General features: G+C 64.5%; 13 protein-coding genes. 8 read left to right on the plus strand and 5 right to left on the minus strand.

Annotated features, from left to right (window positions below; all coding sequences use genetic code 11):
* Position 1: 1 nt before the first annotated feature.
* The 8 genes from ACX93L_RS20085 to ACX93L_RS20120 all read left to right on the plus strand — a co-directional run bounded on the left by ACX93L_RS20085 (position 2) and on the right by ACX93L_RS20120 (position 6918).
* Positions 2 to 898, plus strand: coding sequence for an ABC transporter permease (locus ACX93L_RS20085; protein ID WP_459406484.1), 897 nt, complete (start codon positions 2 to 4; stop codon positions 896 to 898).
* Positions 899 to 901: 3 nt separating this feature from the next.
* Positions 902 to 1708 (plus strand): ABC transporter permease, encoded by an 807-nt coding sequence (locus tag ACX93L_RS20090; RefSeq protein WP_459406485.1) that lies wholly within the window; start codon positions 902 to 904, stop codon positions 1706 to 1708.
* Positions 1709 to 1718: 10 nt separating this feature from the next.
* Complete coding sequence (locus ACX93L_RS20095) at positions 1719 to 2420, plus strand: cysteine hydrolase family protein (protein ID WP_459406486.1); 702 nt, start codon at positions 1719 to 1721, stop codon at positions 2418 to 2420.
* Between the two features lie 65 nt (positions 2421 to 2485).
* Complete coding sequence (locus tag ACX93L_RS20100; RefSeq protein ID WP_459406487.1) at positions 2486 to 3163, plus strand: adenosylcobinamide amidohydrolase; 678 nt, start codon at positions 2486 to 2488, stop codon at positions 3161 to 3163.
* A complete protein-coding gene (locus tag ACX93L_RS20105) occupies positions 3160 to 3921 on the plus strand; it encodes a DeoR/GlpR family DNA-binding transcription regulator (RefSeq protein WP_459406488.1) in 762 nt (253 codons plus the stop codon). Before ACX93L_RS20100 ends, ACX93L_RS20105 begins: the two co-directional genes overlap by 4 nt.
* 30 nt (positions 3922 to 3951) lie before the next feature.
* Positions 3952 to 5070 (plus strand): DmpA family aminopeptidase, encoded by a 1119-nt coding sequence (locus ACX93L_RS20110; RefSeq protein WP_459406489.1) that lies wholly within the window; start codon positions 3952 to 3954, stop codon positions 5068 to 5070.
* A gap of 242 nt (positions 5071 to 5312) precedes the next feature.
* Entirely contained in the window at positions 5313 to 5888 is a 576-nt protein-coding gene (locus ACX93L_RS20115; protein ID WP_459406490.1) for a TetR/AcrR family transcriptional regulator, read from the plus strand.
* A 67-nt stretch (positions 5889 to 5955) separates the two neighbouring features.
* The gene (locus ACX93L_RS20120; protein ID WP_459406491.1) at positions 5956 to 6918 is read left to right on the plus strand and encodes a DMT family transporter; all 963 of its coding nucleotides are present in this window, start codon (positions 5956 to 5958) and stop codon (positions 6916 to 6918) included.
* On the opposite strand, the gene ACX93L_RS20125 is transcribed toward ACX93L_RS20120, so the two are convergent.
* The 5 genes from ACX93L_RS20125 to hisD are packed head-to-tail and all read right to left on the minus strand — an operon-like array spanning position 6881 to position 12497.
* Positions 6881 to 8026, minus strand: coding sequence for an alpha-hydroxy acid oxidase (locus tag ACX93L_RS20125; RefSeq protein WP_459406492.1), 1146 nt, complete (start codon positions 8024 to 8026; stop codon positions 6881 to 6883). The genes ACX93L_RS20120 and ACX93L_RS20125 overlap by 38 nt on opposite strands.
* Before the next feature lies 1 nt (position 8027).
* A complete protein-coding gene (locus tag ACX93L_RS20130; RefSeq protein WP_459406493.1) occupies positions 8028 to 9320 on the minus strand; it encodes a hypothetical protein in 1293 nt (430 codons plus the stop codon).
* Positions 9321 to 9361: 41 nt separating this feature from the next.
* Positions 9362 to 10093 carry a histidine utilization repressor gene (hutC, locus tag ACX93L_RS20135; protein WP_459406494.1) on the minus strand — a complete coding sequence of 244 codons (732 nt, stop codon included), beginning with the start codon at positions 10091 to 10093 and terminating at the stop codon, positions 9362 to 9364.
* Between the two features lie 58 nt (positions 10094 to 10151).
* Positions 10152 to 11165, minus strand: coding sequence for a zinc-dependent alcohol dehydrogenase (locus tag ACX93L_RS20140; protein WP_459406495.1), 1014 nt, complete (start codon positions 11163 to 11165; stop codon positions 10152 to 10154).
* Between the two features lie 3 nt (positions 11166 to 11168).
* A complete protein-coding gene (gene hisD / locus ACX93L_RS20145; RefSeq protein ID WP_459406496.1) occupies positions 11169 to 12497 on the minus strand; it encodes a histidinol dehydrogenase in 1329 nt (442 codons plus the stop codon).
* Between the last annotated feature and the right edge of the window lie 16 nt (positions 12498 to 12513).

Below are 12513 nucleotides of genomic sequence, written 5' to 3' on the forward strand. Positions count from 1 at the left end.
CATGGCGGCTGTTACCCACGAGGACATGGCAAGCCGCACAAGTGCGCTGCCCGCGATCTCCGCCGGCCTCCGCTCCGCCGGTCCTGTCGTCATCCTGCTGGTGCTCGGCTTCCTTGCCCCGCTGCTGACGGTCGCGGCTTACGCCTTTGCCACTCCGAAAAGCTTCGACGTCTTCCGTTCCTTCACATTGGCCAATTTCACGGCGATCTTCGACACCTCCAACACGGTGTGGATGTCGTTTGCCTGGTCGCTCGCCTATGCATTCGCCACCGTGGTGCTTTTGGCAGTGATCGTCTATCCGATCGCCTATGGTCTCAATCGCATGTTCGGCAAATGGTCGGGCTTCGTCGGCGTGCTTTTCGTCTTCCCGCTCTTCGTCTCGGAAAACGTCCGTCTCTATGGCTGGGTGCTGTTCTTCATCAAGAACGGCGTGCTCGACGGCGGGCTGAAATGGCTCGGCTTTTCCGGCGGCCCCGAAGTGCTCTACACACCCGGCGCCATCCTCTTTGGCATGCTCTATGTCTACTTGCCGTTCATGCTCTTCCCGATGTCGCTCGGCATCGCCATGATCCCGAAGGACTTGGTGGATGCGGCCCGCGACCTTGGAGCTAGCCGGCTCATGATCTGGCGCGAGATCGAACTGCCGCTCGCCATGCCGGGCATCCTGATCGGCATGCTGCTCACCTTCGTGCTGGGCGCCGGCGCCATCGCCGAATCCAAGATCCTCGGCGGCCAATCGGTCATCACCATCGCCCAGGACATCGAAGTCGCCTTCACCTATGCGCAGAACTGGCCGCTGGGTTCCGCACTCGCCATCCTGCTCGTCGCCATCGTCAGCGGGCTTGCCCTCTACGTCCTGTCGAAGCTCGATCTCGACCGCATTCTCGGAAAGAAGTGAGACATGGAAACCCGCTCGCAGATCCGCGCCCGCGCCTTCGTCAAGCTCTGGACCGCCTTCGTCGTTCTCGCCATCTACCTGCCGATCGTCTGCGGCGCGCTGGCCGGTCTGTCGAAGGGGCGTTACTTCGGCTTCCCTATCCGGGTGTTTTCGACTGAATGGTGGGGCAAGACGTTTGCTTCGCTGGAAATCCAGACGCTGGTGCAGAACTCGCTGCTGATCGCCTTCATCGTCACGGCTATCTCGGTGGTCTTCGCCTTCTTCGGCGCGCTCGCCTTCGCCCGCTACGACTGGAGAGGCCGCAAGCTGTTTCAGAAGGCGATCCTTCTGCCCGTCTTCTTTCCCCAGCCGGTACTCGGGCTCGCCCTCCTCTTATGGTTCAATGCACTCGGCATCAATCCGAGCTGGCAGACGGCAGTCGTCGCCCATCTCGTCTGGATCGTGCCGGTGGTGACCCTGGTCATCGCCATCCAGGTCTACTCCTTCGATCCGACGCTGGAAGAGGCCGCCCGCGACCTCGGCGCCAGCCGTTGGTTCATCCTGCGCGAGATCACCCTCCCCATCCTCTGGCCCGGCATCTGGTCGGGCGCGCTTTTCGCCTTCCTGCTCTCCTGGGGCAACTTCCCGCTGTCGCTCTACACGGCCGGTGTCGACTCGACGATACCGAAATGGCTCTATTCCAAGATGGTCGCCGGCTATTCGCCGATGGTGCCGGCCCTCGGCACGATGAGCACGCTTTCGGCTGCCGCGCTGTTGCTGGCCGGCGGGCTTGTCATCATGCTGGTGCGCCGCCGCCAGGCGGATGCATGAGGGCGGGCCGATGAGCTGGAAGACCGAACGCCGCTCCTTCTACTATCAGGGCGCGCCGGAGCCCGAGGATCCGGTGCTTGAAAAGGGCAAGGTGGCGCTGCTGGTCATCGACATGCAGAACACCTATCTCGATCGCCCGGATCCCGAAGCTTTGTCGGGAGAAGATCTTGCCCGTTACCACGCCTGGACACCGTTCCATGAGCGCATGCACGGCACCGTCATCCCCAACAACCAGCGCCTGCTGGAGCGTTTCCGCACGCTCGGTCTCGACGTGCTCTTCGCGCGCATCGCCTGCCTGCGCGCGGACGGTCGCGACCGATCGCTCAGCCAGAAGAAGCCCGGCTGGAACAACCTGCTGCTGCCGAAGGACGACCAGGCCTCGCAGATCCTGTCGCAGATCGCCCCGCTCCAAGGCGAGATCGTCGTCACCAAGACCACAGACAGCGCGCTGACCGGCACCAATCTGAGACTCGTGCTCAGCAATATGGGCATCACCCATGTGGTGTGCACCGGCATCTTCACCGACCAGTGTGTCTCCTCGACGGTGCGCAGCCTCGCCGACGAGAGCTTCGACGTCATCGTCGTCGATGACGCCTGCGCGGCAGGCTCGATGGACCTGCATGTGAGCGAGTTGGAGCGCATCCACATGATCTACGCCAATGTGATGAACACTGACGAGCTGATCGGCTATCTGCCGCCCGCGCAAGGATGAGACAGTCGGGGATGGCGTGCGCCCAAGACTTGTCCGGCTTGGCCGTTCCTGACACAACTTGGCCGATGAAAGCGCCCGAAATCATCTGTATCGCCAAGACCCTCGCCGTCCGCTTCGCCGCCGAACAGGCGGTGCTCAGCTGGTCCCTGACGCGGCCGGGCTTTGTCCGCGCCGACACCATCGCCTGGCTCGAAGTCTCCGAAGCGGACCTGCCGATCGGCGTCGATCCGGCAGCCCTTCTGCGCGAGCGGCTAACGACGGCTGGCTACGGCGATGCCGTGCAGATGATGACATCGCGCGACGTGACAAAACACCATCAGGCCGTCCGGCAAAGCGGCGAAGCGACCGGCTTCTGCCTGGCGACCGTCGGCCTTGCCAATGCCGGCCGCGTCGGCGCGGACACGCCCCATTCCGGGCAGGCGGGCACGATCAATCTCGTTGCCCATATCGACCAGCCGCTCGATGAAGCCGGCCTGATCGAGGCCCTGTCGATCGCCACCGAGGCGCGCACCGCAGCGGTCATCGATCTCGGCTGGACCAGGGACGGCCTCGTCGTCACCGGCACCGGAACCGACTGCATCGCGGTCGCCTGCCCGGTCGCCGATCAGCGTGAGACCTATGCCGGGCTTCACACCGGCGCCGGCCGGGCGATCGGCGGCGCGGTCTACGACGCAGTGCTCGCCGGCGGGCGGGAATGGGTCAACGAAAAGACGGACGGAAGGCAGAGGAGCGTGCGGGGATGAGGAAACCGAAGAGCGTACGCCAAGAGCGCATCCTGACCGAACTCAACCAGGCACCCAGCCTGCGGGTGGCCGAACTTGCCCGGCGGCTCGACGTCTCGACCGAGACCATCCGCCGCGATCTCGACGAGATGACCGAACAGGGCCTGCTCAACCGCACCTATGGCGGCGCCGTTCGCTCGCTCTCCACCGAGCCATCGGTCACCGAACGCCACACCCTCTTCGTCGCCGAGCGCGAGCGGATCGCGAAAGCGGCGGTACAGATCCTGAAAGGCGCTCAGGTCCTGATGATCGGCTCAGGCTCGACGACGGTGCACACCGCAAGGCGCATCGCGGTCGAGATGAAGAACATCACCGTGCTCACGCACTCCTTCGGTGTTGCGACCGTGCTGGCCATCAATCCGACCATCAAGGTGGTCATGCTTCCCGGCGACTATCACGCCACCGAGGGGGCCACCGTTGGCGCGCATGCGGTGTCGTTTCTCAACTCCTTCTACGCCGATTTCGCCGTTCTCGGCGCAAGCGGCCTCGGTCCCGACGGGCCGTCCGATGCGCTTCTCGAATGCGGCGCGGTCTACAGCGCCATGGTGGCGCGTGCCGCCAGTACCGTCGTCGTCGCCGACCACTCCAAGCAGGACCGGCTGTTTCCGGCCCGTTATGCGCCCTGGCGCGACATCAAACATGTGGTCACGGACAGGATGCCGGGGGACGAGCTGAAGACCAGCCTGGACGGCAACGGCGTGAAGCTCACCATCTGCTGACCGGAAGAGCCCGAAGACAAGGCAGGACGCATGGCCACCGACACATCCTCCGAGAAGCGAAAACGCGCCCGCGATTTCGGCATCCCCTTCGACGGGACGCCAGGCCCGCTCAACGCGATTACCGACATCGCCGGCATCCATGTCGGGTTCTCCACGATCCGCGAGGAAACACCCCGCCCCGGCCGCAAGCGGCCGGTGCGCACCGGCGTGACCGCGATCCTGCCGCATGCGACGGCCGCTGAACCCGTTCCGGTCTTTGCCGGCATCCATCGCTTCAACGGCAATGGCGAAATGACCGGCTCGCACTGGATCGAGGACGGCGGCTATTTCGTCGGCCCCGTGCTGATCACCAATACCCACAGTGTCGGCATCGCGCATCATGGCGCGGTGCGCTGGATGATCGACCGATATGCCGCGACCTACGAAGGCGATGAACATTTATGGATCATGCCGGTGGTGGCGGAAACCTATGACGGGCTGCTCAACGACATCAACGGCCAGCATCTCACGGTCGATCACGTCTTCGAGGCGTTAAACGGGGCAAATACCGGCCCGGTCGCAGAGGGCAATGTCGGCGGCGGCACCGGCATGATCGCCTACGGCTTCAAAGGAGGCACAGGCACCGCCTCGCGACTGGTTACCCTCGACGACCGGAAATTCACTGTCGCGGCCCTGGTGCAGGCCAATCACGGACAGCGCGACTGGCTGACGATCGGCGGAGTGCCCGTCGGCAAGCTCATGCAGCAGGATGACCCCGGCCTTTCCGAGCGCGGCTCGATCATCGTCGTGATCGCCACGGACCTGCCGCTCGCACCCCACCAGTTGCAGAAACTCGCCCGGCGCGGCGCCATCGGCATCGGCCGCAACGGCACGATCGGCGGCAACAATTCCGGCGACATCTTCCTTGCCTTTTCGACCGCCAACCCCCATCCGATGCGCCACAAGGCGGAAGCTGTTCTGACCATCGCCATGATCAATGACGATGTGCTTGACCCGATCTATCAGGCAGTGGTGCAAAGCGTGGAAGAGGCGGTGGTGAATGCGATGATCGCGGCGGAAACGACCGGTGGGACGACCCATGACCGCTATCTCATCCCGGCGATCGACGCCGCGGCGGTGGCTCGGCTGATGCGACGCAGCGGCGAGTAAGAAGCCCGCCGCTCGTCTCCATCCACCGAACCGGTTCGCTGCCGCAGCTTCGCTTTCGTGGGAAAGCACAAACAGAAACCCGAAACGCCCGGGCACATCCGACATGATGGCGGCACGGAAGTGAGAGTTTCCGCTTCCGAGGGCGCTGGCCAAACCAGCGCCGACCAACCGCTTTCGGGCGTGGAACTCTTGACAGCGCTTCGAATTAGGTAGATCGGTCTATCTATAGATTGGAGCGACGAATGACCCAAAAGGCCACGGCAAAGGAACGGCTGCTGAAAGCCGCTGCAGAATTGTTCTATGCCGAAGGCGTCGGGGCGACCGGCATCGATGCAATCACGGCAAGGGCCGGTGTCGCCAAGATGAGCCTCTACAACAATTTCTCCTCCAAGGCCGATCTCGTGAAGTCCTATCTCGATGGCCGTTGCTCGGAATGGAGAGCGTTCCGCGAAGAACGGCTGGCGCGGGCATCAACACCGCAGGAACGGGTGCTGGCGGTGTTCGATTCCTACGTCGATCACGCCCATCTTGCTTATGAGTGTGGTTTCCGCGGCTGCGGCCTGCTCAATGCCGCCGCCGAGCTGGGCGTTGGCGACCCCGGTCGCGTGACCGTCGCAGCGCAGAAGGAAGAGGTCGAGCGGCTGTTCCGGCAATATCTCCTCGAGCTCAGGCCGAAGGGTGGCCCGATCATCGAAGAGACCGCCGAACATCTGTCCTACCTCCTCGAGGGAGCCATGTCCCGCGCCGGGCTCGATGGTCATGACGGTCGGCTGAAGAGTGCGCGCCGGATCGCCGTCTCACTGCTCGAGCAGTTCTGACGGACATTTCCGCCAGGCGCCCGTCGTTCACCCTTCGCCCATTCCGTCGTCCGAAAAGATCCAGACCATGACCGACGTCCTGCCCAGCCTGCCAGACGCAAGAACCAGGCTCGGCGCCAACGTCGTCATGCTGCTTCTCGAAGTGGCGCTCGTCATTTCATGGAGCGCAGGCTTTGTCGGCACCCGCTTTGCGGTCGGGCATGCGCCGATATTCCTCATTCTGCTGTGGCGCAGCCTCGGTTCCGGGCTTCTGCTCCTTCCGCTGGCGCTGACGGTCGGACCGAAGCTCAAGCGGAGGGACGTGCTCTCCCACATGCTGTTCGGAGCGATCGGCATGTCCGGCTATCTGGCAAGCTTCGCGCTCGCCATCGAACAGGGTGTTCCGACGGGCCTCGTGGCCCTGATCTCCGACATGCTGCCGCTTGCGGTCGCGCTCTTGTCCTGGCCGATCCTCGGACAGGGACTGAACGGGCGCCAGTGGCTCGGATCGGCGGTCGGCCTCGCAGGTGTGCTCATTGCCTCCGGTGCGTCGCTTGAATTCGGCGTGGTGCCGCTCTGGTCCTACGCGCTGCCCGCTCTCGGCACTTTCGCCTTCGCGCTGGCCTCGCTTCTCCAGAAGCGCAGTCCAGCCGTTGCGATGCCAGTACACCAAAGCCTCTGCATCCAATGCCTCACGGCGGCTGCGATCTTCGCGCTGTTCGCCTGGCGGGAGGGTCGCATTATGCCGATCGCGGAGCCGGGTTTCGCGTTCGGCATCCTGTGGCTCGTGGTCGTCGCGACCTTCGGCTCCTGGAGCCTCTATTATATCGCGCTGCGAAAGTCCTCGCCGGCGCGAGTGACCGCTGTCCTCTATCTCAGCCCACCGGTCACGATGATCTGGGCCTGGCTGATGTTCGACGAGCCATTGTCCCTCGCCATGTTTGCCGGACTGTTCGTTTCGCTGGCCGGCATTATGCTGATCGCGCGATCCCAAAAGACCGTCACCAGGGACGTCAACGCGGACGAACCGCCTCCATCCCCTGGCTCTTGAGCTCATCGATCGAGGCGATCCCCATCAAGGCGAGGCTGATCGAAATCTCCCGCGCAAGGATCGCAATGATCTCGGAGACCCCCTCCTGCCCGGCAGCCGAAAGGCCATAGGCATAGGCACGACCGAGCATCACACCGTCGGCACCGAGCCCGACCGCCTTGATCACATCGGTGCCGCGGCGGATGCCGCCATCGAGCATCAGGCAGAAGTCCGGTCCGACGGCAGCCCGGATACCGGGTAGCGCACGGATCGTGCTCGACGCGCCGTCCAGTTGGCGACCGCCATGGTTGGAGATTACCACGCCGTCGCAGCCGACATCCCGGGCTTTCACGGCATCCTCGGCAGAAAGAACGCCCTTGACGACGAGCTTGCCCCTCCATCTTTCCCTCAACCAGGCGATATCCTTCCAGGAGAGCGTCTTGTCGATCCCTCGCGAAAGATTGGCCGCCTGTTCCAGCGCACCGCGGCCAAATTCCGGCCGATGCTCGATCGCCCTGACCGATGGCATTCCGGCAAGGGCGACATCGGCGAGCCAACGCGGCTTCATGGCAAGGCGGGCGAAGAGACCCGGCGTCACGCGCGTCAACGACCGGAAGCCATTGCGCACATCCCGCTCGCGGATGCCGGTGATCGCAGTGTCGACGGTCACGAACAGGGTATCGACGCCAGCGTGCTCCGCGGCCTGCAGGAAATCCTCGCACAGGGACCGGTCCTCCAGCACATAGAGCTGGAAATGCAGTGGCCCCTTCGTGACCGCCCGAAGGTCGGCGAGTGAGGCAATCGAAAAGGTCGACAGGCAGAAGGGGATGCCGGCGGTATGGGCCGCCCGCACCGCCTTCGCCTCGCCCTTTCCCGAATAGAGCCCGAGGAAGCCCACCGGCCCCAACATGAACGGAAGGGGATGACGGGCCCCCAGAAAGGTGGTGGAAAGGTCCTGAGGACGCGGCTCCACCAGCACGTTCTGGCGCAGCTCGAAACCGGCAAAATCCGTCCGGTTCGCGCGCATGGTTTCCTCTTCGAACGACCCGCCGTCGATATAGTCGAAGAAGATCTTCGGCAGACGGCGCCGGGCGAGGTCACGGAAGTCGTGGATGTTGACCAGGGTCATGTCAGTCTCTGTCGGGGTCGATCATGTCGAAGAAGCGTGAAATGGCATCCTCGCCGCCCATCGGCTCGCTGCCGGCCATGACCGCAACGGAGAGGCCGATGAGAGACGAAACCGGGTTATGGGTCGTGGCACCGGCGCGCAGGTTCATGACCAGCGTCGGGCAGAGGAACAGGCCGAGCCGCACGACCCGGCGCCAATCGGCGGGAAGCATTTCGCGCGCCTTCAGTTCCGCAAGCAGCGGACGCCAGAGAGCCTCCGCCTTCACATCCAGCAGCCCCCGGCGAACCGCGCTCGGCGCAAAGTCGGTGGTGATCCGCAGGAGATCGCCGTCGCGTGCAACGCTTGCCGTGTAGCGTTCGGCCGCCATCGCCGGATCATAGAGCCAGAGCGGGTGGGCGAGGATGTTGTGAAACGTCGTCTTCACCTCGGCCAGCAGCGTCGGAATGTTCTCGCCGGCAAAGGCGGGATCGAAGAAGGAAAGCCGCGCCGCGCCGTCGCGCTCCTCGTACCAGACATTGGCGTTGTGGGCGTCGCCATGCGCCGTCACCCCGCCAGCATCCGCGAGGCGCGTCGGGGCCAGCCGCTCATGCGCCGCGTCGAAGAGGGTCCCGATGCTGTCGCGATATTCGATGCCGTTCACGACGAACCGGCAACGCGAAAGTGTGTGCCAATCGAGTGTCAGGCCGGGAAAGGCGAAGTCCTTGCCGACATAGAAGCTCGCCATGCGCCCGCCCGGATAGGTTCCGGCCGGCGGGTCGATAAGCCGTTCGTAGAACAGACGGTGGATCGGCTCTGCCGCCACCTCGTCGGCGCTGACCGGATGCAGTGTGTCGAGATAGACTTTCAGCACGGCTTCGCTCAGCCGGCGTTCGGCCTCGACGGCCCTTTCCCGCGCCGCCGTCTCATCCTTCAGGTCCAGAGCCCTCAGGACGTCGGAAAAGCGCGGATCGGTGCGACGGCGATAGACGAGGATCTGTTCACCGGGAAGCACCGACATCAGCAATGGCTGGTCCACCGGCAGGCCGGCCCGGGCCAGGATGTCGGCGCGATAATATTCGCCGCTCATGACCTCCTCGCCCTCTTCCTGGTGGAACTTGAAGAAGAAGTCGCCATCGGCTGTCTCGAAGAAACCGTTGAGCGAGTTGAGGCTGTACTGATCGTGGTTGATCGTGACGTTTTGGGCCTCGATCCGGAAAAGATCGCGCAGCAGTTCGGCCAGCAATCGTTCCGCCCTGCCGTCCCCGGCTTTGGCGATCTTCCTGATTTCCGCGGTGCGGCTCGTGGGCTGGCTCATGGTGATCTTTCCGGATGATCTTTCTGGTGCGGGGTCGGCGGTCACTTGCCGCCGTGCAGGTAGCGGCTGCCGAGTGAATAGCGGCTGCCGACGTAGGTCAGCGTGTTGACCGTGGCGACCACCGGCCCGGTCCAGGTCTTGCGGTGCAGGACCAGGCAGCAATCTCCGGGGCGTATGCGCAGTAGGCGGGCCTGATCCGCACCGGCCGGCAGGGCGCTGATGAGATGCTCCACCTCAGTCAGCGGCGTGGCGTTCTGCAGGTAGTCATAGGTGGCGATCACCGTGAAGTCCTGATCGACATAGCCGGAAACGAGGTCGGGATTGACGTAGCGTTCCTCGAGCTGGACCGGCAGATCGTTCTCGAAGTGGATCACGACCGAATGGTCGACTGGCTTTACGGTCTCGAACTCGAAGGCGAGCAGGAGTTCCGCTTCCGGCTTTTCGATGCGTTCGAGCACGACCACCTCGGCCCGGTGCCGGCTGCCGCGCGCCTTGATCTCGGTGATGATGTTGCTGATCTCGATCAGAGTCGATTGCGGTCTCGGCGGCGCGACGAAGGTGCCGACGCCCTGAATGCGGCGCAGATGACCTTCGGAGGTGAGTTCGCGCAGCGCCCGGTGGACGGTCATTCTCGAGACACCGAGGGCGGAGACGAGTTCGTTCTCCGATGGCAGCCGGCTGTTGCGGGCCCATTTGCCGCTGCCGATATTGCCGAGGACGAAGTCCTTCACCTTCTCATAGAGCGGCGATGCGGAATCTGAAAGCGTATTCATGGTTCACTGCCTCCACCGCCGCCTGACAGGCCGGCATCCGGGATGACGCGACGGGCGACTAACCCGCCACCTCGATGATCGTCTTCAACGCCCTGCTCTCGCCCCGCAGCAGGCGTTCATAGGCTCCGGGCACATCATCGAGTGCCGGCAGCACCTCGATGAAACGCTGCAGTGCCGGCGCGAGATCGCCGAGCAGGCGCACGGCTTCTGGCAGCTCGTCCGCGAAGGCGTGGCAACCGACGAGAGAAATCTCGCGCTCGACGAGAATGTTGGGATCGAAGTCGAGCTTGCCGTGGCTGATGCCGACCAGCGCCAGCGCCCCGCCGCCCGACAACAGGTCGAGCGCCCGGGCGATCGCCTGAATGCTGCCGGTGGCATCCAGCGCATGGCGCAGCCTGCCGCCTGAAAGGGCTGTTTCGATTTCCGCCCTGTCGAGGCCGACGACCGCACCGCCGGTCACCCCGGCGACAAGCGCGGCCTTCTCGGCGTTCAGATCCGCGAGCAGCAGCGGTCCGTCATGCAGTCGCGACAACAGAAGGGCGCTCAACCCGCCGATCGTTCCACAGCCGATGACGAGAACCGGCTCGCCGGCCGGAACGGCCAGGCGGCGAACCGCATGCAGCGCAACCGCCAGCGGCTCGGCCATGGCGGCGATGTGCGGAGAGAGTGCGGGATCGTGCCGCAGGACCAGCCGCGCCGGCAGCTGCACCGCCTCGGCAAAGCCGCCGTCACAGACTTCACCGACGAAACCCAGCGTCTCGCAGACATTGCTGCGGCCGCTGGCGCAGGCCGGGCAGGTGCCGCACCACATGCGCGAATCGGCGGAAACCACGTCTCCGACGGCGAGGTCGCTGACACCTTCGCCGACCGCGGTGACACGGCCACAGAATTCATGCCCGGCTGTCGACGGCCGCCGCGAGATCCACTGGCCGGTGCGATAGTTGTGCAGGTCGGAGCCGCAGATGCCGGCGGCCCGGACCTCGAGATTGACGAAGCCGGGCGGCGGGGCGGCGGGCGCCGCCACCGCCTCCACCCGCAGGTCCTTCGCATCGTGGAGCCGCACGGCCTTCATGGCTCAGGCGCCCTTCTTCAGATAGGCATCACGGACCGGCGAGACGGCCAGCGCATGAGAGGAGAAGCCTTCGTAGATCGCCAGATTGTGGGAATGCCTGGCGAATTCCGGATAGGCGGGCGCGGTCACGTAGCCGATGGAACTGCGCTTGACGAAATCGGTGACCGACAACGGACCGAAGGTGCGGGCCCAGCGACTGGTCGGCAGAACCGCGTTCGGGCCGAGCGAGAAGTTCGCGATGCTGACCGGGGTATGGGTACCCATCAGGATTTCGGAGGCCTCGGTGATGTGACCGAGATGGATGAAAGGCTCTTCCGACAGCAGCTCCAAGTGCTCGGGCGCATAGGCGTTGACGAAGGCGTAGCTCTCCTCGATCGACGAGGTGAGAACGATGCCGCCGGTCTTGCCGGTCAGCACGGCCTTCGAGAAGACGACGCGCTGTTCGGTCATCTTCGCCCAGTGCTCGGGGAGAGCGGCGAGCGCTTCTTCGGCGACGCGACGGCTATGGGTGACAAGATAGGCGGAGGAGTCAGGGCCATGTTCCGCCTCGATCAGCAGGTCAAGCGCGGCAAGGCCGCCATGGACCGTGTCGTCGGCGAGGATCATCACCTCGGAAGGGCCGGCAGGCAGGCCAGTGTCGATGACGCCGGACAGCGAGCGCTTGGCGGCGACCACCCACGGGCTGCCGGGCCCGACGATCTTCAGCGCCGGCTTGATGGTCTCGGTGCCGTAGGCGACGGCGGCGACGGCCTGGGCACCACCGACCTTGTAGACGGTCTCGACGCCGGCCAGACGCGCGGCAACCAGCGTCGCGGCATCGACCGAGCCATCCGGGGCCGGCGGCGTGACGATGGCAAGGTTCGGCACACCGGCGACGACGGCCGGGACCGAGGTCATCATGGTCACCGACGGGAAGGATCCCTTGCCGCGCGGCACGTAGAGCGCGACCGACTGGATGGGCGTGAAGCGGTCGCCGGCGAAGGCGCCGGGACGAATTTCCTTCAGCCACATGGCCTCCGGCTTCTGCTCCTCGTGGAAGTGGCGAATGTTGTCGATGCCGAACTGGACCGATTCGATGACGCTCTTGTCGACCAGCTTGAAGGCGGCGTCGAATTCGGCCTCGGTCACCTTGAGATTGGCCTCGGTGACATCGGCCTTGTCGAGCTCACGGCCAAAACGGGCGATCGCCTTATCACCTTCCGTGCGCACCGCTTCGAGGATCGGCGCGACCTTCTCGATGAAGCTCGAGATGTCGGTTTCCGAACGGCGCAGCAGGGCGGCCTTCTCTTCGGCGTTGAGCTTGGAATATTCGTAGAAAGACACATTGGTCATCGTCTTGTCCTTGAGG

This window comes from Rhizobium sp. CAU 1783, assembly GCF_054551725.1.